This window comes from Citrobacter sp. KH_055_1, assembly GCF_057838705.1.
In genome coordinates this window covers 4,237,575-4,261,975 of record NZ_CM174473.1, presented here as the reverse complement: position 1 = coordinate 4,261,975, position 24,401 = coordinate 4,237,575, and the positions used below count along the sequence as shown (strand labels likewise).

General features: G+C 52.1%; 30 protein-coding genes. 23 read left to right on the top strand and 7 right to left on the bottom strand.

Going from position 1 to position 24,401, the window contains the following annotated elements:
• The first annotated feature begins 117 nt into the window (after positions 1–117).
• The 7 genes from AC3ITF_RS20070 to AC3ITF_RS20040 all read left to right on the top strand — a co-directional run bounded on the left by AC3ITF_RS20070 (position 118) and on the right by AC3ITF_RS20040 (position 5,897).
• Entirely contained in the window at positions 118–522 is a 405-nt protein-coding gene (locus tag AC3ITF_RS20070) for a YjfI family protein (protein ID WP_135912690.1), read from the top strand.
• 15 nt (positions 523–537) lie between these two features.
• Positions 538–1,236, top strand: a complete 699-nt coding sequence (locus AC3ITF_RS20065; protein ID WP_096758578.1) for a PspA/IM30 family protein — start codon at positions 538–540, stop codon at positions 1,234–1,236.
• A 58-nt stretch (positions 1,237–1,294) separates the two neighbouring features.
• A complete protein-coding gene (locus tag AC3ITF_RS20060) occupies positions 1,295–1,954 on the top strand; it encodes a YjfK family protein (RefSeq protein ID WP_489175968.1) in 660 nt (219 codons plus the stop codon).
• A 17-nt stretch (positions 1,955–1,971) separates the two neighbouring features.
• Positions 1,972–2,370 carry a DUF350 domain-containing protein gene (locus AC3ITF_RS20055; protein ID WP_096758576.1) on the top strand — a complete coding sequence of 133 codons (399 nt, stop codon included), beginning with the start codon at positions 1,972–1,974 and terminating at the stop codon, positions 2,368–2,370.
• A 9-nt stretch (positions 2,371–2,379) separates the two neighbouring features.
• Positions 2,380–3,021 (top strand): DUF1190 domain-containing protein, encoded by a 642-nt coding sequence (locus AC3ITF_RS20050; protein ID WP_181506290.1) that lies wholly within the window; start codon positions 2,380–2,382, stop codon positions 3,019–3,021.
• A gap of 2 nt (positions 3,022–3,023) precedes the next feature.
• Positions 3,024–4,190: a glutathionylspermidine synthase family protein gene (locus AC3ITF_RS20045; protein WP_096758574.1), complete on the top strand. Its 1,167-nt coding sequence runs from the start codon at positions 3,024–3,026 to the stop codon at positions 4,188–4,190.
• A gap of 84 nt (positions 4,191–4,274) precedes the next feature.
• Positions 4,275–5,897, top strand: coding sequence for an isovaleryl-CoA dehydrogenase (locus tag AC3ITF_RS20040; protein WP_489175967.1), 1,623 nt, complete (start codon positions 4,275–4,277; stop codon positions 5,895–5,897).
• An 85-nt stretch (positions 5,898–5,982) separates the two neighbouring features.
• Here AC3ITF_RS20040 and yjfN read toward each other — a convergent pair whose 3' ends face one another.
• Both yjfN and bsmA read right to left on the bottom strand, forming a co-directional pair.
• Entirely contained in the window at positions 5,983–6,258 is a 276-nt protein-coding gene (yjfN, locus tag AC3ITF_RS20035) for a DUF1471 family protease activator YjfN (protein ID WP_135912687.1), read from the bottom strand.
• 147 nt (positions 6,259–6,405) lie between these two features.
• The gene (gene bsmA, locus AC3ITF_RS20030; RefSeq protein WP_096758571.1) at positions 6,406–6,735 is read right to left on the bottom strand and encodes a biofilm peroxide resistance protein BsmA; all 330 of its coding nucleotides are present in this window, start codon (positions 6,733–6,735) and stop codon (positions 6,406–6,408) included.
• A 182-nt stretch (positions 6,736–6,917) separates the two neighbouring features.
• Here bsmA and yjfP point away from each other — a divergent pair, with 182 nt between their 5' ends.
• Positions 6,918–7,667, top strand: a complete 750-nt coding sequence (yjfP, locus tag AC3ITF_RS20025) for an esterase (RefSeq protein ID WP_115259609.1) — start codon at positions 6,918–6,920, stop codon at positions 7,665–7,667.
• Here yjfP and ulaR read toward each other — a convergent pair.
• Positions 7,664–8,419: an HTH-type transcriptional regulator UlaR gene (ulaR, locus tag AC3ITF_RS20020; RefSeq protein ID WP_096758569.1), complete on the bottom strand. Its 756-nt coding sequence runs from the start codon at positions 8,417–8,419 to the stop codon at positions 7,664–7,666. The two genes, yjfP and ulaR, sit on opposite strands and share 4 nt — an antisense overlap.
• 107 nt (positions 8,420–8,526) lie before the next feature.
• Complete coding sequence (gene ulaG, locus AC3ITF_RS20015; protein WP_096758568.1) at positions 8,527–9,591, bottom strand: L-ascorbate 6-phosphate lactonase; 1,065 nt, start codon at positions 9,589–9,591, stop codon at positions 8,527–8,529.
• Positions 9,592–9,957: 366 nt separating this feature from the next.
• On the opposite strand from ulaG, the gene ulaA reads away from it, so the two are divergent.
• The 6 genes from ulaA to AC3ITF_RS19985 are packed head-to-tail and all read left to right on the top strand — an operon-like array spanning position 9,958 to position 14,367.
• Positions 9,958–11,355 carry a PTS ascorbate transporter subunit IIC gene (gene ulaA, locus AC3ITF_RS20010; RefSeq protein ID WP_137400517.1) on the top strand — a complete coding sequence of 466 codons (1,398 nt, stop codon included), beginning with the start codon at positions 9,958–9,960 and terminating at the stop codon, positions 11,353–11,355.
• A 15-nt stretch (positions 11,356–11,370) separates the two neighbouring features.
• Positions 11,371–11,676: a PTS ascorbate transporter subunit IIB gene (gene ulaB / locus AC3ITF_RS20005; RefSeq protein ID WP_096758566.1), complete on the top strand. Its 306-nt coding sequence runs from the start codon at positions 11,371–11,373 to the stop codon at positions 11,674–11,676.
• Positions 11,677–11,685: 9 nt separating this feature from the next.
• Positions 11,686–12,153: a PTS ascorbate transporter subunit IIA gene (gene ulaC, locus AC3ITF_RS20000; RefSeq protein ID WP_096758565.1), complete on the top strand. Its 468-nt coding sequence runs from the start codon at positions 11,686–11,688 to the stop codon at positions 12,151–12,153.
• A gap of 13 nt (positions 12,154–12,166) precedes the next feature.
• Complete coding sequence (ulaD, locus tag AC3ITF_RS19995; RefSeq protein ID WP_096758564.1) at positions 12,167–12,817, top strand: 3-keto-L-gulonate-6-phosphate decarboxylase UlaD; 651 nt, start codon at positions 12,167–12,169, stop codon at positions 12,815–12,817.
• Between the two features lie 9 nt (positions 12,818–12,826).
• Entirely contained in the window at positions 12,827–13,681 is an 855-nt protein-coding gene (ulaE, locus tag AC3ITF_RS19990) for an L-ribulose-5-phosphate 3-epimerase UlaE (RefSeq protein WP_489175966.1), read from the top strand.
• Positions 13,681–14,367 (top strand): L-ribulose-5-phosphate 4-epimerase, encoded by a 687-nt coding sequence (locus AC3ITF_RS19985; protein WP_137363245.1) that lies wholly within the window; start codon positions 13,681–13,683, stop codon positions 14,365–14,367. The genes ulaE and AC3ITF_RS19985 overlap by 1 nt, the downstream gene beginning before the upstream one ends.
• Positions 14,368–14,503: 136 nt before the next feature.
• Here AC3ITF_RS19985 and yjfY read toward each other — a convergent pair whose 3' ends face one another.
• Positions 14,504–14,779, bottom strand: a complete 276-nt coding sequence (gene yjfY, locus AC3ITF_RS19980) for a DUF1471 family protein YjfY (RefSeq protein ID WP_096758561.1) — start codon at positions 14,777–14,779, stop codon at positions 14,504–14,506.
• 298 nt (positions 14,780–15,077) lie between these two features.
• Here yjfY and AC3ITF_RS19975 point away from each other — a divergent pair, with 298 nt between their 5' ends.
• From AC3ITF_RS19975 to AC3ITF_RS19950, 6 genes are all read left to right on the top strand, one after another.
• Complete coding sequence (locus tag AC3ITF_RS19975; protein WP_096758560.1) at positions 15,078–15,842, top strand: TSUP family transporter; 765 nt, start codon at positions 15,078–15,080, stop codon at positions 15,840–15,842.
• A gap of 158 nt (positions 15,843–16,000) precedes the next feature.
• Positions 16,001–16,396, top strand: a complete 396-nt coding sequence (gene rpsF, locus AC3ITF_RS19970; RefSeq protein WP_096758559.1) for a 30S ribosomal protein S6 — start codon at positions 16,001–16,003, stop codon at positions 16,394–16,396.
• A 6-nt stretch (positions 16,397–16,402) separates the two neighbouring features.
• The gene (priB, locus tag AC3ITF_RS19965; RefSeq protein ID WP_096758558.1) at positions 16,403–16,717 is read left to right on the top strand and encodes a primosomal replication protein N; all 315 of its coding nucleotides are present in this window, start codon (positions 16,403–16,405) and stop codon (positions 16,715–16,717) included.
• Between the two features lie 4 nt (positions 16,718–16,721).
• The gene (rpsR, locus tag AC3ITF_RS19960) at positions 16,722–16,949 is read left to right on the top strand and encodes a 30S ribosomal protein S18 (RefSeq protein WP_002210155.1); all 228 of its coding nucleotides are present in this window, start codon (positions 16,722–16,724) and stop codon (positions 16,947–16,949) included.
• A 39-nt stretch (positions 16,950–16,988) separates the two neighbouring features.
• Positions 16,989–17,438, top strand: coding sequence for a 50S ribosomal protein L9 (gene rplI / locus AC3ITF_RS19955; protein ID WP_003025676.1), 450 nt, complete (start codon positions 16,989–16,991; stop codon positions 17,436–17,438).
• 142 nt (positions 17,439–17,580) lie between these two features.
• Positions 17,581–18,507, top strand: coding sequence for a DMT family transporter (locus tag AC3ITF_RS19950; RefSeq protein ID WP_181517616.1), 927 nt, complete (start codon positions 17,581–17,583; stop codon positions 18,505–18,507).
• 88 nt (positions 18,508–18,595) lie between these two features.
• On the opposite strand, the gene AC3ITF_RS19945 is transcribed toward AC3ITF_RS19950, so the two are convergent.
• On the bottom strand, positions 18,596–19,246 hold the full coding sequence (locus tag AC3ITF_RS19945) for an OapA family protein (RefSeq protein WP_096758557.1): 651 nt from the start codon (positions 19,244–19,246) through the stop codon (positions 18,596–18,598).
• A 219-nt stretch (positions 19,247–19,465) separates the two neighbouring features.
• Between AC3ITF_RS19945 and bamJ the strand changes: the two genes are divergently transcribed.
• Both bamJ and cycA read left to right on the top strand, forming a co-directional pair.
• Positions 19,466–20,086 carry a BamJ family beta-barrel-assembly machinery protein gene (bamJ, locus tag AC3ITF_RS19940; RefSeq protein WP_168246986.1) on the top strand — a complete coding sequence of 207 codons (621 nt, stop codon included), beginning with the start codon at positions 19,466–19,468 and terminating at the stop codon, positions 20,084–20,086.
• A gap of 309 nt (positions 20,087–20,395) precedes the next feature.
• Positions 20,396–21,805: a D-serine/D-alanine/glycine transporter gene (gene cycA, locus AC3ITF_RS19935; protein ID WP_096758556.1), complete on the top strand. Its 1,410-nt coding sequence runs from the start codon at positions 20,396–20,398 to the stop codon at positions 21,803–21,805.
• Between the two features lie 63 nt (positions 21,806–21,868).
• Here cycA and ytfE read toward each other — a convergent pair whose 3' ends face one another.
• The gene (ytfE, locus tag AC3ITF_RS19930) at positions 21,869–22,531 is read right to left on the bottom strand and encodes an iron-sulfur cluster repair protein YtfE (RefSeq protein WP_115259604.1); all 663 of its coding nucleotides are present in this window, start codon (positions 22,529–22,531) and stop codon (positions 21,869–21,871) included.
• 245 nt (positions 22,532–22,776) lie between these two features.
• On the opposite strand from ytfE, the gene AC3ITF_RS19925 reads away from it, so the two are divergent.
• Positions 22,777–24,348 carry a methyl-accepting chemotaxis protein gene (locus tag AC3ITF_RS19925; RefSeq protein WP_135912682.1) on the top strand — a complete coding sequence of 524 codons (1,572 nt, stop codon included), beginning with the start codon at positions 22,777–22,779 and terminating at the stop codon, positions 24,346–24,348.
• The last annotated feature ends 53 nt before the right edge of the window (positions 24,349–24,401 follow it).

Here is a 24,401-nt window from a genome sequence, read left to right as displayed (position 1 = left end):
AATTTTCAGAAAAAGCCATCCAATTTCGGATGGTTTTTTTTTATCTAAAACTGATATTCTAATAAGAGAAGGAAAATATTTTTATATTTATTTAAGTATAACATACAGGATTTATATATGGCATGGACCCCGCAGGTGCTGACTAAAGCGCTCACTAATTTTCATGGTTTAAATATAGATATTATAAGTAATGAGCAGTCATTGATTATTAAAATGAATGATTATGGAGACTTACTTCTCAGTATTCTATTTACCTCCCGCCAGATGATTATCGAAACTGTTATTTGCCCAGTGAATAATATTCAGCATCAGGACGCATTTAATCTTTTCTTATTACGCAATCAAAAGCTGCTTCCACTGTCGTCTGTAGGCATTTCTCGTGTGCGGCAGGATGAATACTACGTCGCATTTGGTGCGCTGTCGCTGAACTCCACATTAGAGGACGTGGTGCTTGAAATGACAACGCTCGTGGATAACGCGCTAGATCTGGCGGAAATCACTGAAGAATATACTCACAAATAACAAGGAACGCTGTTGATGGGAATCTTGAAAAGCCTGTTTACCCTCGGCAAATCTGTGCTTTCTCAGGCAGAAGAGTCAATCGAAGAAGCACAGGGCGTCAGAATGCTGGAGCAACACATTCGTGACGCAAGAAATGAACTGGAAAAAGCCGGGAAATCGCGAGTTGACCTGTTGGCACGCGTGAAACTGAGCAATGACAAACTGAAAGATCTGCGCGAACGTCAGTCCACTCTTGAAGCGCGGGCGCTGGAAGCGCTAAGTAAAAACGTCAATCCGTCGTTAATTAACGAAGTCGCCGAAGAGATCGCGCGTCTGGAGAACGTGATTGCGGCTGAACAGCAAGTGCTTACTAACTTAGAAATCTCACGTGATGGCGTTGAAAAGGCTGTTACCGCAACGGGCCAGCGGATTGCCCAGTTTGAACAGCAGCTTGAGGTGGTTAAGGCAACGGAAGCGATGCAGCGCGCTCAACAGGCCGTGACAACATCTACAGTCGGGGCTTCTTCCAGCGTATCGACGGCAGCAGAGTCACTTAAACGTCTGCAAACACGTCAGGCAGAGCGACAGGCCCGGCTGGATGCGGCAACACAGCTGGAGAAAGTGGCTGACGGACGTGATCTGGACGAGAAACTGGCTGAAGTCGGCATTGGCGCTGCCAACAAAAGTTCTGCCCAGGATGTGCTGGCGCGACTACAACGCCAGCAAGGCGAGTAATTATACGGCAAAGCCTGCCCGCAAAGATTGCTAGCTGGCAGGTTAGTAAGGGATAACGATGTCGACTTTTTTACAGCGTATATTTGGCACAGCAGAGGCCGCTACGCCCGTTCGTGGCCCATTGGGCCTACATTTGAGCGCAGGGTTTACGCTCGACACACTGGCGTTTCGCCTGTTAGAAGAGGATTTGTTGGTGGTGTTGCCCGGCGAGGAGTATACCGTTGCGGCAATCAGCCATATTAATTTGGGCGGTGGAAGCCAGATTTTCCGCTACTACACCTCGGGCGAGGAATTTCTGCAAATCAATACTACCGGCGGGTCAGATATGGATGATATCGACGATATCAAACTGTTTGTGTATGAAGAAAGCTATGGCTTAACTCAGAAAAAACACTGGCAGTCCGCCATTAGCCCGGCAGAGATCGGCATGCCAGCGCTTTTCTGGCAGGGTCAGCACTGGCAGCGTTTTTTTAATGACGAAGAACCGGGGAATATTGAGCCAGTCTACATGCTGGAAAAGGTCGAGAATCAGCAGCATGCAAAGTGGGAAGTGCATAACTTTGCCATGGGCTACCAACGACAGGTAACAGCAGATACCTGGGAATATCTGCTGTTGAACGGCGAAGAGTCGTTCAATGAACAAGGCGAGCCAGAGTGGATATTCTCACGGGCGCTGGGTGTCGATATCCCATTAACATCTCTTAATATTATTGGTTAACGTCAGGGACGAAAACAATGCATATCCTGGAATCATTACTGGCCTTTTGTGCCTATTTTTTTATTGGTGCGGCCATGGTGATAATTTTTCTTATTATCTATTCAAAGATAACACCGCACAATGAATGGCAGTTGATTAAAAATAACAATACGGCAGCCTCTCTGGCATTTAGCGGCACGCTGCTGGGCTATGTTATTCCTTTATCCAGCGCAGCAATCAACGCGGTCAGTATTCCTGATTATTTTGCCTGGGGCGGTATTGCGTTGGTGATACAGCTTATTATCTACGGTGGTGTACGCTTATATATGCCAGCATTGAGTGAAAAAATTATTAACCACAACACCGCTGCGGGACTGTTTATGGGAACCGCTGCGCTGGCTGGCGGGATTTTTAATGCCGCCTGTATGACATGGTAATGGACGATCATGGCTAGAAAACGTAAATCCGGACAAAAGAAATTGGGAACAGGTCATTCGGCGATCGCCCGAATGAATCGCCCGGTGAATCCCTTTGAGAAAAAACGCAGTCGCTACAGTGGAAAGTATCTGACGCTGGCGATTATGGGCGGCGCAGCATTTTTTATCCTCAAGGGATGCGGGGATGATACAGGCTCGGACAACGACGGCGACGGCCGGTTTTACTCCACGGTGAGCGAATGTATTGATGACGGTAATACCGCTACCGTGTGTGCGGACGGCTGGAACAATGCCAAGACAGAGTTCTATGGCAAAGTGCCAACGCAATTAAGTAAGGCGAGTTGTCAGACCCAGTTTGGCGAATGCTATCTCGACAGTACCGATCATAGTTGGGTGCCGGTGTTTACCGGGTTTTTGCTCAGTCGGGTGATTCGCAAAGATCGTGACGAGCAGTATGTTTACAGCAGTGGCGGCTCTTCATACGTTTCCCGCCCCGTCTGGCGTACGACCTCAGGCGACTATGCCTGGCGTTCCGGTAGCGGAAAAAACGATACCGCCACGACGCATGCCTACACGACGAAGAAAGTCTCGACGGTTTCTCGCGGGGGTTACGGGCGTTCGTCCAGCGCGCGCGGGCACTGGGGAGGCTAACGATGTTACGACATGATATTCCTGTTCGCCAGGATCTGGACCAGATCGCCTACGATCATGGTTTTGATTTTCACATTATCGACAACGAAATCTACTGGGATGAAAGCCGGGCTTATCGCTTTACGCTACGGCAAATTGAAGAGCAGATCGAAAAGCCTACTGCTGAGTTGCATCAAATGTGTCTGGACGTCGTTGAGCGAGCAGTTAAGGACGAGCAGATTCTTCAGCAATTGGCCATTCCCCCACTGTACTGGGATGTTATTGCTGAGAGCTGGCGCAATCGCGATCCTTCGCTGTATGGGCGAATGGATTTTGTCTGGTGTGGCAACAATGCGCCGGTCAAGCTGCTGGAATACAACGCTGATACACCAACGTCGTTGTACGAGTCGGCGTATTTCCAGTGGCTATGGCTGGAAGATGCTCGCCGCAGTGGGGCGATCCCGCGGGACACTGACCAGTACAACGCTATCCAGGAACGTCTGATCGCCCGTTTTAGTGAGCTTTACAGTCCGGAGCCGTTTTACTTCTGCTGCTGTGAAGATTCCGACGAAGATCGCACCACCGTGCTGTATTTGCAGGATTGTGCGCAGCAGGCAGGTCAAGCGTCGCGGTTTATTTATGTTGAGGATCTGGGGCTTGGCGTCGGCGGTGTGCTGACGGATCTTGATGACAACGTCATTCGTCGCGCCTTTAAGCTCTATCCTCTGGAGTGGATGATGCGTGACGATAACGGTCCGTTGCTACGTCATCGCCGGGAACAGTGGGTCGAACCACTGTGGAAGAGCGTGCTCAGTAACAAAGGGTTGATGCCTCTGCTGTGGCGATACTTCCCCAACCATCCAAACCTCCTGCCAGCCTGGTTCGAAGGTGAAACGTCAAAAATTGCACCCGGCGAAAGCTATGTACGCAAACCGATATTTTCCCGTGAGGGGGGCAACGTCACCATTTTTAATGGTCAGCAGCAGATTGTTGAACATGCTGATGGCGACTACGCAGAAGAACCGATGATCTATCAGGCGTTTCAGCCGCTGCCGCGTTTTGGCGATAGCTACACGCTGATTGGTAGTTGGATCGTCGACGATGAAGCCTGCGGCATGGGGATCCGTGAAGACAATACGTTGATTACGAAAGATACTTCTCGTTTTATTCCTCATTACATTGCTGGCTAAACGTACTTTTGTGATCTCCCTCCTTCGCAGAGAGTGTGGTTCTGACCATACTTAAGGCGATGGCCATTGATGGAGGGAGACACAATGCACTGGCAAACGCATACCGTTTTTAACCAACCTGTACCACTCAATAACAGCAACTTATACCTATCGGATGGAGCACTGTGTGAAGCAGTCAACCGCGAAGGCGCTGCCTGGGATAGCGATCTCCTCGCCAGTATTGGTCAGCAATTAGGCACTGCAGAATCGCTTGAACTGGGTAGGTTGGCTAACGCGTATCCGCCTGAACTGCTGCGATACGATCCGCAGGGGCAGCGGTTGGATGATGTGCGCTTTCATCCCGCCTGGCATTTACTGATGCAGGGATTGTGCGCCAACCGCGTGCATAATCTTGCCTGGGAAGAGGATGCGCGGCAGGGAACGTTTGTTGCCCGAGCTGCACGTTTTATGCTGCATGCACAGGTGGAAGCGGGAACCTTATGCCCGGTGACCATGACCTTTGCCGCTACGCCGTTGTTACTCCAGATGTTACCTTCGCAATTTCATGACTGGCTGACGCCGCTGCGTAGCGATCGCTACGATTCTCATCTTCTGCCCGGCGGGCAAAAACGCGGCCTGCTGATTGGTATGGGGATGACGGAAAAGCAGGGTGGCTCGGATGTGCTGAGCAATACCACTCAGGCAGAACGGCTGGCGGATGGTGCGTATCGGCTGGTGGGGCATAAATGGTTCTTCTCGGTACCGCAAAGTGACGCCCATCTGGTGCTGGCGCAGGCCAGAGGCGGCTTATCCTGCTTTTTTGTGCCGCGATTTTTACCTGATGGCCAGCGTAACTCCATCCGTCTTGAGCGCCTGAAAGATAAGCTAGGCAATCGCTCTAATGCCAGCTGTGAGGTTGAATTTCAGGACGCGATGGGCTGGCTGCTGGGAGAAGAAGGTGAAGGTATTCGCCATATTCTGAAAATGGGCGGCATGACGCGTTTTGACTGTGCGCTGGGGAGCCACAGTATGATGCGACGCGCTTTTTCTGTCGCCATTTATCATGCGCATCAACGCCAGGTATTTAGCAAGCCGTTGATTGAGCAACCGATGATGCGACAGGTATTAAGCCGCATGGCGCTTCAACTGGAAGGTCAAACCGCGCTACTGTTTCGCCTGGCGCGGGCCTGGGATCGTCGAACGGATGCGAAAGAAGCGTTGTGGGCCCGGTTGTTCACCCCGGCAGCCAAGTTTTCCATCTGCAAAGGCGGTATGCCATTTGTTGCAGAGGCCATGGAGGTCCTCGGCGGTGCAGGCTATTGCGAAGAGAGTGAGCTGCCGCGTTTATACCGTGAAATGCCGGTCAACAGCATCTGGGAAGGGTCTGGCAACATTATGTGCCTTGATGTGCTGCGGGTGTTGGCGAAACAACCTGGTATGGTCGACATGCTCAGCGAGGCCTTTGCCGAGGTCAAAGGGCAAGACAGGCATTACGATCGAATGGTGCGTAAGCTACAGCCGCATTTACACAAACCCAGTGAAGCGCTGGGACGGGAAATTACCCAGCAACTGTTCCTGCTCGGCTGCGGGACGCAGATGTTGCGTTATGCGTCTCCGCCCGTGGCGCAGTCCTGGTGTCAGATGATGCTGGATACGCGCGGCGGGATGAAGTTGTCTGAACAGGTACAGAATGATTTGCTACTGCGGGCAACGGGGGGATTACGGTAATAATATGCCTGATGGCGACGCTGGCGCGTCTTATCCTGCCTACGTTCGTTGTAGGTAGGATAAGTTTACGCCATCCGGCAATCTGTTATGCATAAAGTATGGCCTGTACGCGCCAGTTATCGGGCTGCTGTTCTTCGTACATCTGAATAATCCGGTACCATGAGGCACCTTGCTCATCCGCTTTTAACGCCACAACACGCTCCACATCCTGCGGATTTCCCGCAATGTTACTGACAGATATCTGGCCAATTTCGTTGAGACCCGTTACGCAGTCAGCGCTGGCGAACTCGGCAGACTGTGCCGTGGTATCCACCATTCCAGCAGAAAGCAGCAGTGAGGATAAGGCTAGTGATTGTTTCATCGTCAGCTCCATTATTCGTACCCCTACACGTGGCAGGGCATTCCATCGCGAGAATAAACCTCCAGCTCCCTGCTGTTGGTTTATTGTGCACAGGAAAACGCATAGGGGCGCAAAGCAATGTAAAACTGACTAAATTTCAACCCAATGTTATTTACGATACAAAATGGCTTGTGAATACCATTGGCCTGTTACGATGGTCTCATCGACTAATAAGACAACGTAATAATCAGCTTTAGCCGCAGCGGCTTTGGCGCGGATCTCTGCCAGCGCATCATCTGGAGAACCTCTTACCAACGCGCTCACAACCCCCAATCGCTGTAACCCATTACTCTGGTCACGGCGGATTTCTTGTGGGTGATCGGCGACGGGCGGTGCTGGTTGTGGCGTGCCCTGCAGCACGCTACAGGCGCTTAACAACATCACCAGCATCAAAGAGGCAAACCGACGCATAACTCTATCTCGTTTCCTGATAGCCATAGTGTAGTGCCTTATTAATTTCCCTTTAGGGGGAATGTTCCCGAATTGTTATCTCTCACGCGATTTTCGAATGAAAATGTTGCGAAAGCGTAACCCAGTTCTCAACATTATGAATCATTGCCGCACACATTCACTTGCGTTAAGTATTTCGCCATGGCATACCAGAAAAAAAGAGGCGACATATGATAGAAATTGAAACACGACAGTTGGCGGGGATCCCTGTCCTGCACGCATTTCCCACGAATAAACACGACCTTTCACTCCCCTGCGTTATCGTCTATCACGGGTTTACCTCTTCCAGTCTGGTCTACAGCTATTTTGCCGTTGCACTGGCACAGGCCGGGTTTCGGGTCATCATGCCCGATGCGCCCGATCATGGCACGCGCTTCCACGGTAATGCGCAGGAAAGAATGCACCGCTTCTGGCAGATATTGCAGCAAAACATGCAGGAATTTACGGCGTTACGTGCGGCGCTGGTGGCTGAAAATTGGCTGTTGGATGAACGTCTTGCCGTGGCAGGGGCATCTATGGGGGGCATGACAACGCTGGGCATTATGGCGCGCCATCCCGAGGTGAAATGTGCAGCCTGCCTGATGGGATCGGGCTATTTTACCCGACTTGCCCATACGCTTTTTCCGCCAGTATTGGTACAGACGACGGAGCAGCAGGCGGAATTTGATGCGATTGTCGCGCCACTGGCTGACTGGGAGGTAACGCATCAACTGGAGCGCCTTGCCGACAGACCGCTGCTGTTGTGGCATGGCCAGGATGACGACGTGGTGCCGGCAGTGGAAACCTTCCGCTTACAACAGGCGCTAATCCAGGCAGGTCTGGACAACTCGCTGACCTGCCTGTGGGAAGCAGGCGTACGGCATCGCATCACGCCAGAAGCGCTGGCGGCGACAGTCGCGTTTTTCCGCCAACACCTCTAAACGCGCAGAATAGTCACGCCCTGTGCTTCCAGCTGTTGCAGGATCTCAGGGTTCGCATTTTTGCCGGTAATCAGCATGTCGATTTGATCGGCACGGCTGAACAGCATGCCCGCGCGCTCACCGACCTTGCTGCTATCGACCAGCACCACCAGTTTGCCGACCACGTTAAGCATCTTTTGTTCAGCCATCGCGGTGAGCATATCGGTTTTATACAGTCCGTCAGCGGTCAGTCCTTTACCGCTGGTAAACATCCAGTGTCCGGCATACAGGCTATTCTCGCTGCCTTGTGGGCTCAGCGTGATGGACTGACTTTTGTTGTACTGTCCCCCCATGATGATGACGCTTTCATGCTCCTGGTCGATCAGAAAATTCGCCAGCGGCAGGTAGTTGGTGATGATTTGCACCGGTTTGCCACACATTTCGCGGCCAAGCAGGAACGCCGTTGATCCACAGTTGATCACGACACTTTCACCCGCGTTCACTAACTGGGAAGCGGCTTTGGCAATCCGCACTTTTTCGTCGTGGTTTTGCGCCTGATGCAGATTCATTGGGGTCCAGCGCGGGCGCTGCTGGGTAATGGCTTCTGCACCGTTACGGACTTTCTTGAGCTTGCCGCTTTCGTCGAGTTTATTGATATCCCGGCGCGCTGTGGCGGGTGAGATTCCCAGACGTTCAATCACGTTCTCAACGGTAACAAAGCCCAATTGCGCCAGCATATCCAGCAATATTTGATGTCTTTGTGCTTCAGTCATGAGCTATTCCGATACAAATTGATTTGAAAAGATGATATTTGAAATAGCCTGAAAATACTAAGATAAATGGGTAAAAATGCCGGGAAGACCCGGCATTTTAACTGCAATCACAGGAAGGATTTAAACGGTAAATCCGGTTCAATGGTAAAGCAGTCTTCAAAGCCGCGCGGGTAGTGATACTCAAAATTATCTTTGTCCAGCGGCCAGGTGAACTTGCCGCCAACCTGCCAGATAAACGGTTTGAAGCCATACTTCAGCCGGTCTTTTTTCATCTCCCAAAGAACACGGATCTCCTGTGGATCGGCCTGGAAGTTTGACCAGATATCATGGTGGAAGGGGATAACCACCTGGGTGTTCAGCGCTTCTGCCATACGCAGCATATCGGAACTGGTCATTTTGTCGGTGATACCGCGCGGGTTCTCACCGTAGGAGCCAAGTGCGACGTCGATGTGATGCTCGTTGCCGTGCTTTGCATAATAGTTGGAGTAGTGAGAATCACCGCTGTGATATAGCGTACCGCCCGGCGTTTTGAACAGGTAGTTAACCGCACGTGCATCCATGCCGTCAGGCAGGATACCTGCCGCTTTTTGATCCGCAGGCAAGGTGATTAATGCCGTACGATCAAACGCGTCGAGCGCATGGATTTCAATATCTTTTACTTTAACGACGTCGCCTGGCTTCACCACGATGCAGCGTTCTTTTGGCACGCCCCAACCCACCCACAGATCCACACAGGTTTGTGGTCCGATAAACGGCACATCGTCGGCACAGTTCTGCATGACGGCGGCAGCAACGTTCACGTCGATATGATCGTTATGATCGTGCGTGGCGAGAACGGCATCGATCTGGCGAATAGCGAAAGGATCGAGAACAAACGGCGTGGTGCGCAGGTTTGGCTGGAGTTTCTTCACGCCTGCCATACGCTGCATCTGATGGCCTGTTTTCATCAGTGGATTACCGTGGCTCTGCTTGCCTGTTCCGCACCAAAAATCAACGCAGACGTTAGTCCCGCCTTCCGATTTCAGCCAAATTCCGGTACAGCCCAGCCACCACATCGCAAAGGTGCCTGGTGCAACCTGTTCTTGTTCGATCTCTTCGTTTAGCCAGCTGCCCCACTCCGGGAATGTGCTCAGGATCCATGATTCACGCGTGATACTTTTTACTTTACTCATCGCATTTACCTTCAGGTTTGTTCAAGTTGAATCAAATTGTGACTTATTTTGATTAATCCTGACACCATTTTATCAAAATGGCAATGCGTGTTTTTTCAACAAAAAGAGACGCTCTCGATAATTATTGCAATAAGATAAAGTGCCCTCTCATTAATTAATAATCATATTTAATTGTTTTTATTGATTTTATTTTCGTTTGATTGAATGTGGGAAAAACCATTTCATTCGTAAGTGAATAATTTGCGTACTGCATCACATTTAATCAAATTCAATCTTGATGTGATTACTTTTGAAAACTAAAGTGAGGGCACAATATCCTGGGCATCTGTAATGAATGTTCAGCAACTTCGTCTACTGGAGATCGTTATGGAGATCCTCTACAACATCTTTACCGTGTTCTTTAATCAGGTCATGACCAACGCCCCGCTGCTGTTGGGTATTGTGACCTGCCTCGGTTACATCCTGCTGCGTAAAAGTGTCAGCGTTATCATCAAGGGCACTATCAAAACGATCATCGGCTTTATGCTGCTGCAGGCCGGGTCCGGCATTCTCACCAGCACGTTCAAACCGGTAGTGGCGAAGATGTCTGAGGTTTATGGCATCAACGGGGCGATTTCCGATACCTACGCCTCAATGATGGCAACCATCGAACGCATGGGCGACGCTTATAGCTGGGTGGGCTATGCGGTGCTGTTAGCGCTGGCGCTGAATATCTGTTACGTGTTGCTACGACGGGTTACCGGGATTCGCACCATCATGCTGACCGGGCACATTATGTTTCAGCAGGCGGGATTGATTGCGGTCTCGTTTTATATCTTCGGCTATTCCATGTGGACCACCATTATCTGCACTGCGGTGCTGGTGTCGCTTTACTGGGGCATCACTTCAAACATGATGTACAAGCCGACGCAGGAAGTGACTGATGGCTGCGGCTTCTCTATCGGGCACCAGCAGCAGTTTGCGTCGTGGATTGCTTATAAAATCGCACCGTATCTGGGCAAAAAGGAGGAAAGCGTTGAAGACCTCAAGCTGCCAGGCTGGCTGAATATCTTCCACGACAACATCGTCTCGACAGCGATTGTGATGACCATTTTCTTCGGTGCGATCCTGCTCTCTTTCGGTATCGATGTGGTGCAGGCGATGGCGGGGAAAACCCACTGGACGGTCTATATCCTGCAAACCGGCTTCTCGTTTGCGGTGGCCATTTTCATTATTACTCAGGGCGTGCGCATGTTTGTCGCCGAACTCTCTGAAGCCTTTAACGGTATCTCCCAGCGTCTAATCCCAGGGGCGGTACTGGCCATCGACTGTGCGGCTATTTATAGCTTCGCGCCGAATGCCGTGGTCTGGGGCTTTATGTGGGGCACTATCGGTCAGCTGATCGCCGTCGGCATCCTTGTCGGCGTAGGTTCCTCCATTCTGATCATTCCGGGCTTTATCCCGATGTTCTTCTCTAACGCCACTATCGGCGTGTTTGCTAATCACTTTGGCGGCTGGCGTGCTGCGCTCAAGATTTGCCTGGTGATGGGGATGATTGAAATCTTCGGCTGCGTCTGGGCGGTGAAACTCACCGGTATGAGCGCCTGGATGGGTATGGCGGACTGGTCAATTTTGGCACCGCCGATGATGCAGGGCTTCGCCTCCATAGGGCTGATTTTTATGGCCGTCATTATTGTGATTGCACTGGCTTATATGTTTTTCGCAGGACGCTCATTGCGCGCTGAGGAAGACGCAGAAAAACAACTGGCAGAACAGTCTGCTTAATAAGGAGTTCCGATTATGACCGTACGTATTCTGGCTGTATGTGGTAATGGGCAAGGCAGCTCCATGATTATGAAAATGAAAGTGGACCAGTTTTTAACCCAGTCAAATATCGACCACACGGTGAACAGCTGCGCGGTGGGTGAATACAAAAGTGAACTGAGCGGCGCGGATATCATCATCGCCTCCACCCACATCGCCGGTGAGATTACCGTTACCGGCAATAAATACGTGGTGGGTGTACGTAACATGCTGTCGCCCGCTGACTTTGGTCCAAAGCTGCTGGAAGTGATCAATGCGCATTTCCCACAAGATGTGAAGTAAGGACGCCATATGAAATTACGAGATTCATTGGCGGACAATAACGCGATCCTATTACAGGCCGAGGCCAGCACCTGGCAGGAGGCGGTCAAGCTGGGCGTTGATCTGCTGGTTAAGGCTGATGTGGTTGAGCCGCGCTACTACCAGGCCATTCTGGATGGCGTTGCCCAACATGGTCCCTATTTTGTGATAGCGCCGGGTCTGGCGATGCCGCACGGGCGCCCAGAAGAAGGTGTGAAGAAAACCGGTTTTGCGCTGGTGACCCTGAAAACGCCGCTGGTCTTCAACCATGAAGATAACGACCCTGTCGATATCCTGATAACGATGGCGGCTGTTGACGCCAACACCCATCAAGAAGTGGGCATCATGCAGATCGTTAACCTGTTTGACGATGAAGCTAACTTCGACCGTTTACGTGCCTGCCGTACCGCGCAGGAAGTGCTTGATTTAATTGATAACGCCACCGCGGCGGCTGTTTAAAAGGAACACCAAAATGTCATTACCTATGTTGCAGGTTGCGCTGGATAACCAATCCATGTCTTCCGCGTATGAAACGACACGCCTGATTGCCGATGAAGTAGACATTATTGAAGTGGGTACCATTCTTTGCGTTGCCGAAGGCGTGCGTGCGGTTCGCGACCTGAAAGCGCTGTATCCGCATAAAATCGTGCTGGCAGACGCCAAAATCGCCGACGCGGGAAAAATTCTCTCCCGCATGTGTTTTGAAGCCAACGCGGATTGGGTGACAGTTATCTGCTGTGCAGATATCAATACCACCAAAGGTGCGCTGGACGTGGCGAAAGAGTTCAATGGCGATGTGCAGATTGAACTGACCGGCTACTGGACCTGGGAGCAAGCGCAGGAGTGGCGTGAAGCGGGCATTCAACAGGTGGTGTATCACCGCAGTCGCGATGCACAGGCTGCAGGTGTGGCGTGGGGTGACGCGGATATCAGCGCGATCAAACGTCTGTCTGATATGGGCTTTAAGGTCACGGTGACCGGTGGCCTGGCGCTGGAAGATCTGCCGCTGTTCAAAGGCATTCCGATTCACGTCTTTATCGCGGGTCGCAGCATTCGCGATGCCGCTTCCCCGGTTGAAGCCGCGCGTCAGTTTAAACGCTCTATTGCCCAGCTGTGGGGCTAAGGAGCAATTATGCTGTCGAAACAAATTCCGCTCGGCATCTACGAGAAAGCACTCCCCGCCGGAGAGTGCTGGATAGAGCGGCTACAGCTTGCGAAAACGCTGGGTTTTGACTTCGTTGAGATGTCAGTAGATGAAACCGACGCTCGCCTGGCGCGTCTCGACTGGAGCCGTGAGCAGCGTCTGACGTTGGTTAACGCCGTTGCCGAAACCGGCGTGCGGGTACCGTCGATGTGCCTGAGCGCCCATCGTCGCTTCCCGCTCGGCAGTGAAGATGACGTGGTACGTGCGCAGGGGCTGGAGATCATGCGTAAAGCGATCCAGTTCGCCCAGGACGTCGGCATTCGAGTCATCCAACTGGCGGGCTATGACGTTTACTATCAAGAAGCCAACAACGAGACGCGTCGGCGTTTTCGTGACGGGCTGAAAGAGAGCGTCGAGATGGCGAGCCGCGCACAGGTGACGCTGGCGATGGAGATCATGGATTACCCGCTGATGAACTCGATCAGCAAGGCGCTAGGCTACGCGCACTACCTGAATAACCCGTGGTTCCAGCTCTACCCAGACATCGGCAACCTGTCGGCGTGGGATAACGACGTACAGATGGAGCTACAGGCCGGAATCGGACACATCGTCGCCGTACACGTGAAAGACACTAAACCCGGCGTATTCAAGAACGTACCGTTTGGCGAGGGCGTTGTCGATTTCGAGCGTTGTTTTGAGACGCTCAAGCAGAGTGGCTATTGCGGACCCTATCTGATTGAGATGTGGAGTGAAACCACTGACGACCCGGCGGCGGAAGTGGCGAAAGCGCGTGACTGGGTGAAGGCCCGAATGGCAAGCGCAGGTCTGGTGGAGGCGGCGTAATGCAAAAACTCAAACAGCAGGTGTTCGAAGCCAATATGGATCTGCCGCGCTATGGCCTCGTGACCTTTACCTGGGGCAACGTCAGCGCTATCGACCGTGAACGCGGGCAGGTGGTAATCAAGCCCAGCGGTGTCGCCTATACGCATATGACAGTAGACGATATGGTGGTGGTGGATATGTCAGGGAAAGTGGTGGAGGGTGGCTATCGCCCTTCCTCTGATACCGCGACTCATCTGGCGCTGTATCAGCGTTATCCATCGCTTGGCGGCGTAGTGCATACCCACTCTACCCACGCCACAGCATGGGCGCAGGCGGGGCAGGCGATCCCGGCGCTGGGAACCACCCATGCGGATTACTTTTTTGGCGATATTCCCTGCACCAGGGCATTAACGGAAGAAGAAGTGCAGGGCGAATATGAGCTGAACACAGGAAAGGTGATCATAGAAACGCTAGCCGACGTTGAGCCGTTACATACGCCGGGCATTGTGGTCTATCAGCACGGCCCGTTTGCCTGGGGTAAAGATGCCGAGGATGCGGTGCATAATGCGGTGGTGATGGAGGAGGTGGCAAAGATGGCGTGGATTGCGCGCGGCATTAACCCCGGGCTTAACCCCATCGACGATTACCTGATGAATAAACACTTCATGCGTAAGCACGGTCCGAACGCCTATTACGGGCAGAAGTAAGAAAAATGCCCCGGAGCTAAATCTTTAAGGGGATGTTATCGGTCTGGCTTCGGCGGCGTTTTACTGCAAAAAAAAGCCCCCAATCAAGGGGGCAAGTCAAACTGTGGCAATGTTCTCGTTGGTTATTTCTGGGTAGCTAGCGATAAATATCCGCGCTGGCGTGCATATTTCCGTTACTTCCGGGTTCCCTGGTGAGGATCACGTGGTAGTAGGTGGCGCCTTGCGCATCTGTTTCTTCATTCAGGGCCTGATTTGCTTCACTTTCAGTGGCGAAGTTATGGTTTATGTAAATCACGCCTAAGCTCTGCACATCATCCATATTCCTGGCCTGACGGTGGGTAATTTCAATGGCTGCCATTGCATTTGCACTGAGCAATAGCACGGCCAAAAGGGTCAACACACGGGTTCGCATAGGTACCTCCTCGACCGCGGTCTCTGGTTAGCGCTCTCCTGTGAGTGGATAACTTCTGATTTAATTTTAACCACAACCGACAGAGTCGATAGCGACCATTTCTGATGCAGTTGTTCAAAAAATTACCGCATAGCCGTCTTTTCTTTAATTAACAATCAACTGATACCTTCCGCTACGGTTAAAAAATTCCTGTTTGCCCGGCATAAGCTCTTACCAAATGGTCAATTTAACCGGAAGGGTACGCCGTTTATAGTGAGCTGAAAAAGAATATAACTTCATGATTATAAGGCAAAAGCTTATGGATACTTCATTCATGGATTTCAGCTACTTCGTGATTATGTTTATGGTTGCGCTGGTGGCGGGTTTTATTAATGTGGTTTCAGGGGGCGGTGGGTTTCTTTCAATTGGCGCATTGTTGATCTCCGGTTTACCGCCGGCCAATGCGCTGGCGACCAATAAAATTCAGGCCTTGGGTAGTTCACTCACCTCTGGGATTTACTTTTTGCGCCGGGGGCATATCAACGTGCAGGAACACAAGTATGTGTTCTTATCTGCCTTTATCGGTTCCGCGCTGGGTACCACACTGATTCAGTTCATTGAGCCGGACCTGCTAAAAAAGCTGCTGCCGGTGCTGATAATTACCGTCGCCATCTACTTTATTTTTGCCCCTAACCTGAGCGAACCAAAAAGAAAGCAGCAGGTATCGCTGTTTCTCTTTTCACTTATCGGCGGTGGGTGCGTAGGTTTTTATGACGGTTTTCTCGGCGCAGGGGCCGGCTCCTTGTATACGCTCTGCTATATCACGTTATGGGGATACGGCATCGATAAGGCGCAAATTCACTCCAACTTTATTAACCTGGCGTCGAACATCGCCTCGATTCTGTTCTTCATTTTCGGCGGTAAAATGATCTGGTCGCTGGGACTGGTGATGTTCGTTGGGCAATCTCTCGGTGCGCGTCTTGGAGCCTCGGTGGTACTGACGCGTGGGAAGAAAGTCATCCGACCGATGATTGTGATTGTCTCGATTTGCATCAGTGTCAAAATGCTGGTGGATATGTATTAATGACGGTTTGATAAATATTCATACAATCACCTTGAGTTTACCTGCTACCGCCAGTATTATGACGCGTCATTTTTCAGCCGACCTTTAACACGTTCCTTGCCTCCATGGGCCTCGGCTGACCCAGACAGGAGGCTGAATAATCCGTAAGGAGCAATTCGATGCGTCATTACGAAATCGTTTTTATGGTCCATCCTGACCAGAGCGAACAGGTTCCGGGTATGATCGAACGCTACACTGGTGCAATCACTGCAGCAGAAGGCACGATCCACCGTCTGGAAGACTGGGGCCGCCGTCAGCTGGCTTACCCGATCAACAAACTGCACAAAGCTCACTACGTTCTGCTGAACGTTGAAGCGCCGCAGGAAGTTATCGATGAGCTGGAAACAAACTTCCGCTTCAACGATGCCGTTATCCGTAGCATGGTAATGCGTACTAAGCACGCTGTTACCGAAGCATCTCCGATGGTTAAAGCGAAAGACGAGCGTCGTGAACGTCGCGATGATTTCGCTAACGAAACCGCAGATGATGCTGAAGCTGGGGATTCTGAAGAGTAATTTCTGATGACCAACCGTTTGGTGTTATCTGGCACAGTGTGCAGGACGCCGCTTCGCAAGGTCAGCCCATCAGGAATTCCTCATTGCCAGTTCGTGCTTGAGCATCGTTCTGTGCAGGAGGAAGCCGGTTTCCACCGGCAGGCGTGGTGCCAAATGCCCGTTATTATTAGCGGACACGAAAACCAGGCCATTACTCACAGTATAACGGTCGGTAGCGCAGTAACTGTTCAGGGGTTCATTTCTTGCCACAAGGCAAAGAACGGCCTGAGCAAAATGGTTCTGCATGCCGAGCAGATTGAATTGATAGATTCTGGAGACTAGCCATATGGCACGTTATTTCCGTCGTCGCAAGTTCTGCCGTTTCACCGCGGAAGGCGTTGTTGAGATTGATTACAAAGACATCGCAACGTTGAAAAACTACATTACCGAAAGCGGTAAAATTGTCCCGAGCCGTATCACCGGTACTCGTGCAAAATACCAGCGTCAGCTGGCTCGCTGCATCAAGCGCGCTCGCTACCTGTCCCTGCTGCCGTATACCGATCGTCATCAGTAATCGGCCGCTGTCTATTAACGACTTTAAGAGGATAAGGTAATGCAAGTTATTCTGCTTGATAAAGTAGCAAACCTGGGTAGCCTGGGTGATCAGGTTAACGTTAAAGCGGGCTACGCTCGTAACTTCCTGGTACCACAGGGTAAAGCTGTTCCTGCTACCAAGAAAAACGTTGAATTCTTCGAAGCACGTCGCGCTGAACTGGAAGCCAAACTGGCTGACGTTCTGTCTGCTGCTGAAGCTCGCGCTGAGAAAATCAATGCACTGGAAACCGTAACCATCGCGTCTAAAGCAGGCGACGAAGGTAAACTGTTCGGTTCCATTGGTACTCGCGACATCGCTGACGCTGTAACTGCAGCTGGCGTTGAAGTGGCTAAGAGCGAAGTTCGTCTGCCGAACGGCGTTCTGCGTACCACTGGCGAGCACGAAGTGAGCTTCCAGGTTCACAGCGAAGTGTTTGCTAAGCTGACTGTAAACGTAGTTGCAGAATAAGTTTTTATTCTAAAAACCGCGTAAAAGCGCCGGCCTTGTGCCGGCGTTTTGCTTTTCTGCCCTCCTGTTTTTCGCTCTGGCTATTCTTTATCCTTTTCGCGATAATCATAAAAATAAAACACAATTTCAAAGCGGTGATGGCATGGACACAACGCACCAACCTCTGTTCGCGCGTAAAAACGTGGTCTACCTGAGCGCGGCATTTTGCTGCCTGCTGTGGGGGAGCGCCTATCCGGCGATTAAAAGCGGATATGAGATTTTCCAGATTGCCACCGATGATATTCCGTCAAAGATTGTTTTTGCCGGATACCGATTTTTGTTTGCGGGGTTATTGCTGCTACTGCTGGCGATGGCGCAGCGCAAAGCCATTGGCAGGTTAAGTCCGCGTCAATTTGGTCAGCTTACGCTGCTGGGGCTGACGCAAACCTCGCTGCAATACATCTTCTTCTATATTGGTCTGGCCTTCACCACGGGTGTGAAAGGCTCAATCATGAACGCCACCGGAACGTTCTTTAGTGTGCTGCTGGCCCACTTTATCTATCAGAACGACAAGCTGAGCTACAACAAAGCGTTGGGCTGCATTCTGGGCTTTGCTGGCGTGATGGTGGTGAATTTTAACAGTGGGCTGATGGATTTTAGCTTTACCCTGTTAGGAGACGGTTCAGTGGTATTGGCGGCCTTTATTCTCTCTGCCGCTACGCTGTACGGAAAACGTATTTCGCAGACGGTTGACCCGACGGTAATGACGGGGTATCAGCTGGGGATGGGCGGTCTGGCTCTGGTTATCGGTGGCTACGCTTTTGGCGGAACACTTACCGTCCACGGCTCTGCATCGGTGGCGATTCTGGGCTACCTGACGCTGCTCTCCTCAGTGGCGTTCGCACTGTGGAGTATTCTGCTCAAATACAACCGCGTGGGAATGATCGCGCCGTTTAACTTCCTGATCCCGGTCTCTGGTGCGGTGCTGTCGTCGATTTTTCTTGGTGAGAACATTCTCGAATGGAAATACGCAGTGGCGCTGGTGCTGGTCTGTTCGGGGATTTGGTGGGTGAATAAGGTGAAGCGGTAACGCCTGATGGCACTACCGCTTATCAGGCCTACAATCGCGGGAGCCGTAGGCCGGGTAAGGCGAAGTCGCCACCCGGCAATCAGTACATTTAACGTGCGCGAATAAAGCTGCCGTTAGGCTGGCGGGTAAACAGCACCTGCTGGCCGTTGCCGGTATCGATGGTTAACCCCGTGACCACGCCATTGGCATTCTGCCTGATTTGTATCATCTGACCGTCTTTCAGGTTGCTCAGCGGTTTTCCGGTACCTTCAACCTGCGCCATGGCATACACATCGGTCGGTGGAAGATTATGGTCACGGAACACCTGGGCGAGCGTTTTTCCGGAGTCTACACGGTAGGTACGCCATTGTTGGTCAATCCCGCTATCGGGCTGAAAAGGCTGCGTCTGAGGCTGGGACTGCTGGGCTTGCGGCTGCGCATCGGGATCGCCTTCCTGGATGGGTTCCGGTGCGACCGGTGCCATCTGACCCGGATCGTTTTGCGGGGCGACCAGCTGCGCCTGCAGCTGAGCTTCAGTGGGTGGCTGCGATTGCGACTGGAGATCCAACTGGGCATCACGTGTGACCGCAGGAGTATCGCTGGTATCGTTGGAAGGGAGCAGGAAACCTATCACCAGCACGATGGCGGCAGCAATAATGCCGCGGCGATGCATAGGCGGTAGCGGGTCCATAATGCGAAAATTGTCCGGTGCATGCCAGATTTTCGCCAGGGTTGGTTTTAATTCAAAGCGCCCGGGCATGGCTTTCCTCCTGCTCCGCGTCTCGTTCCTGAATCATAGAGTATAGATGCCTGATTCTATGATATTTGCCTTCATGCCCGCTTTCGTGACGTCAACGCGGGATATTCCTATTGTTTATGTTTCCTCGCGATTTGTCATCTGTTCCCGAGACAAAGTTTTACCGGATGCGGCATGGCTGCTATGCTGCCCGCTACTTTACCTCCGATGAAAGGAAATATGATGGCCACCCCGACTTTTGACACTATCGAAGCGCAAGCAAGCTACGGCATTGGTTTGCAGGTAGGACAGCAGCTGAGCGAATCCGGTCTGGAAGGGCTGTTGCCTGAAGCGCTGGTTGCGGGTATTGCTGACGCGCTGGAAGGCAAACATCCAGCTGTGCCGGTTGACGTTGTGCACCGTGCGCTGCGTGAAATCCACGAACGTGCTGATGCGGTCCGTCGCGAGCGTTTCCAGTCTATGGCTGCTGATGGCGTCAAATATCTGGAAGAAAACCGTGAGAAAGACGGTGTAAACAGCACTGAATCCGGTCTGCAGTTCCGCGTTCTGACGCAGGGCGAAGGGGCTATCCCGGCACGTACCGACCGTGTACGCGTGCACTACACCGGTAAACTGATCGACGGTACCGTGTTCGACAGCTCCGTTGCCCGTGGTGAACCGGCTGAATTCCCGGTTAACGGCGTTATCCCTGGCTGGATTGAAGCGCTGACCCTGATGCCGGTGGGTTCCAAATGGGAGCTGACTATCCCTCAGGAACTGGCCTACGGCGAGCGTGGCGCGGGTGCGTCCATTCCTCCGTTCAGCACGCTGGTATTCGACGTTGAGCTGCTTGAAATCCTGTAAGCAGTGACTTCTGTTCCCCTCAGCCTTGGGGGGAGCAGAGAAATAGCGTGAAAAGCTATAGTTATACCGATGTCGATATTTTATCTTGCAAATAGCGCACTTGCGCGTATTTTTGTGAGCTGATTCGCGCTATCAGAGTGATATGACACTCACTTTAAACATAAAATTAACATTATATCTAAATCTTAGTATTCATCCCGCCAATTCTTACCTAATATCGATGAGTCCTGATAACGGGATCGTCGTATCATAGACACACCAAAGGCCGTAGAGCCTGAACAACACAGACAGGTACAGGAAGAAAAAAACATGGTAGATCAGGTAAAAGTCGTTGCCGACGAAGAGGCTTCGTCTGAACAGTCGCTGCGGCGCAATCTCACAAACCGTCATATTCAACTTATTGCCATTGGTGGCGCTATCGGTACCGGCCTGTTTATGGGCTCCGGGAAAACCATCAGCCTCGCCGGGCCGTCGATCATCTTTGTTTATATGATCATCGGTTTTATGCTGTTTTTCGTGATGCGCGCAATGGGAGAATTGCTGCTCTCGAATCTCGAATACAAATCTTTTAGTGATTTCGCCTCCGACCTGCTCGGGCCGTGGGCTGGGTATTTTACCGGCTGGACCTACTGGTTTTGCTGGGTCGTGACCGGAATGGCGGACGTCGTTGCCATTACCGCGTATGCGCAATTCTGGTTCCCTGGGCTATCCGACTGGGTGGCATCGCTGGCGGTAATCATTCTGCTGCTGGTCCTCAACCTCGCCACGGTGAAAATGTTTGGTGAGATGGAATTCTGGTTTGCGATGATCAAAATTGTCGCCATCGTCGGCCTGATCGTGGTTGGTCTGGTGATGGTGCTGACGCACTTCCAGTCACCTACTGGCGTTCAGGCATCGTTCACCCACCTGTGGAATGACGGTGGCTGGTTCCCGAAAGGTCTGAGCGGCTTCTTTGCGGGCTTCCAGATTGCGGTGTTTGCGTTCGTGGGTATTGAATTGGTCGGGACGACAGCGGCGGAAACCAAAGATCCGGAGAAATCCCTGCCGCGTGCGATTAACTCGATTCCAATCCGTATCATCATGTTCTACGTGTTCGCGCTGATTGTGATTATGTCTGTCACCCCGTGGGGCTCGGTGGTTCCAACCAAGAGCCCGTTTGTCGAACTGTTCGTGCTGGTCGGCTTGCCGGCGGCGGCGAGCCTGATTAACTTTGTGGTTCTGACGTCTGCGGCGTCTTCTGCGAACAGCGGTGTGTTCTCGACTAGCCGTATGTTGTTCGGTCTGGCGCAGGAAGGCGTGGCACCGAAAGCGTTCGCCAAGCTGTCCAAACGTGCTGTTCCGGCGAAAGGCTTAACCTTCTCCTGTATCTGCCTGCTGGGCGGTGTGGTGATGCTGTACGTTAATCCGAGCGTAATCGGTGCGTTCACCATGATCACCACCGTATCGGCGATTCTGTTCATGTTTGTCTGGACCATCATTCTTTGCTCGTACCTGGTGTACCGCAAACAGCGTCCGCAGCTGCATGAGAAGTCGATTTACAAAATGCCGTGGGGCAAGGTGATGTGCTGGGTGTGCATGGCGTTCTTCGTGTTCGTGCTGGTACTGCTGACGCTGGAAGAAGATACCCGTCAGGCGCTGATCGTCACGCCGCTGTGGTTCATTGCGCTGGGGCTGGGCTGGTTGTTTATCGGTAAGAAACGTATGGCAGGTGTACGTTAATAAAAAAAGAGCCGCGACGCGGCTCTAATGCTTCATCAATCAGGGCGCTCTCAGGCGCCCTTTTTATTCACCAGCGAGGGCACGCGGGAACAACACATTGTTTTCCAGACTGATGTGTTCCATCAGGTCGTCGATCAGTTCGTTAATGCCGTTATACATGGCTTTCCAGGTGGTGCAGGCTTCCGGCGGCGGCGTCACGTTTTGGGTGATGTGCTTGATCACTTCGACCAGCTCACCGGCGTCGTCATGCTCGCTTTCCATCACGCTGATTGGCCCCATCGCCTGGCTACCCATTCCCTGTTTGATCATCGGGAACAGGATCTGCTCTTCTTTCATCATGTGGCTGGACAGCTCGTCATGCAGCATGGTCAGGTTTTTCGCCAGACCGCGTGGTACGTTTGGCTTGTCTGCGTGCACGCGTTCAACTTTGGTGGCCTGCAGGATCAGTTCCGGCAGCTGTTCGCGGTGGCGGTCATGATAACGAACGACGATATGGTCGATAATTTCTGCCAGTGCCACGCTGCGCCAGTCTTTTTCCAACGGTTGCTCAGCCAGTTTTGCCAGTTCGGCTTCGATAGCCTCGACATCCAGCTCTTTACGTGCGGCAGCGCGTGCCAGCGTTTGCTTACCGCCGCAGCAGTAATCCATATCGTACTTACGAAACAGTGCCGAAGCGCGAGGAATAGAGAGCGCCAGTTCACCTAAAGGTTGATCGCGATAAGACATAGCCGTTACCTCATTCTCAATAATATAAGATGTATTTTAAATGCAACTTATAGCGAAGGATATACCCCTTTCGGGGTGGTGGGATTTGTGATGGCTGTCACGAAAATTTCTTATACCGTTAACCTGCTGAATCTTATTGAAAAGGCGCAAAACGGCGAAAAAAGCCGCGTCAGAAGATTAAATAAGCGGGCGCGGCTGCCGATAGTTAGACCTCAGACAATACCTGCATAATAAAAAGGCAACAGATGTTCAAACGAATCAAAGTGATAACCTTACTTATCACCGTGTTACTTTCCCTGGGCGCGATGCAGCTCATCTCCGCAGGCGTTTTTATTGGCGCACTCAACAACGATAAGCAAAATTTTAACGTGTCTCAGCTTTCCAGCCAGAACGTGGCCGAGTTTACCGATGCGTGGATTAGCCTGAACCAGGCGCGCGTCACGCTCAACCGGGGCATGCTGCGTCTGCAGGGCACGATGGCCAGCGAGGTGAACGGCGGGCAGCTAACAGAGCTGGTAAGCACGGCAAATCGACTGCTGGCAGAAGCGAAAGAGCATTACGATAAATACTATGCGTTGCCGGAAACGCCGGGTCTGGATGAACATCTGGCTGATCGACTGGAAGAGCAGTACGGCATTTATTCGACCACGCTTGCCAAAATGAACGCGCTGCTGGCGGAAGGCAAACTGGAAGAGATGTTCAAACAGAATGCTGAACAAAAGCAGACGGCAATGCAGGGTGTGTATCAGGAATGGCGTGCGGCACAATCCGCGCTGGCAAATGCGGGCGTGCAGGATAACGAGAATGACTACCAGAAAATTATCTGGTTGCTGTCTGCCGTCATGCTGATTGTGATCACGGTGATTGTCGTTAGCTGGATAGCCATGCAGCGCGTGTTGTTGAAGCCACTGCGCGAGGTGATGGAACATATTCGCCATATTGCCGCAGGTGACCTGACCCACAGCATCAGTGCTGACGGCAGCAATGAAATGGCGCTGCTGGCACGTAACGTCCGCGATATGCAGCAGTCGCTGGCGAACACGGTTAGCGTGGTGCGTGATGGGGCCGATACCATTTACACCGGGGCGGGTGAAATCGCCGCGGGCAGTAACGATCTCTCCTCGCGTACCGAACAGCAGGCCGCATCGCTGGAGGAAACGGCAGCCAGCATGGAACAGCTCACCGCTACCGTGAGACAGAATGCGGATAATGCACGACAGGCGACTAGCCTTGCAAAAAATGCCTCGCAGACGGCGCAAAAAGGCGGCACGGTGGTTGATGGCGTGGTGCGTACCATGGATGAAATTGCCACCAGTTCCAGCAAAATCGCGCAAATTACCACTGTTATTGACGGTATTGCCTTCCAGACCAATATTCTGGCGCTGAACGCGGCGGTAGAAGCCGCACGCGCCGGTGAACAGGGGCGTGGTTTTGCGGTAGTAGCAGGAGAAGTGCGCACTCTGGCGCAGCGCAGCGCGCAGGCGGCTAAAGAGATTAAGGCCCTGATTGATGATTCTGGTCATCGGGTCAACGCCGGTACCGCACTGGTGCATGAGGCGGGTGAAACAATGGCGGAGATCGTCAGCGCCGTCACCCGCGTGACCGATATCATGGGTGAGATTGCTTCGGCCTCTGATGAGCAGAGTCGGGGAATCGATCAGGTTGGTCAGGCCGTTGCCGAGATGGATCGCGTGACGCAGCAAAACGCCTCGCTGGTGGAAGAATCCGCGTCAGCGGCGGCTGCGCTCGAAGAACAGGCGGCACGCCTGAATCAGACCGTTGCGGTGTTTAAAGTGTCGCGCCGGATGGCGGCGTAAACGCCTTATCCGGCCTATTATCGCGTAGGCCGGATAAGCGCAGCGCCATTCGG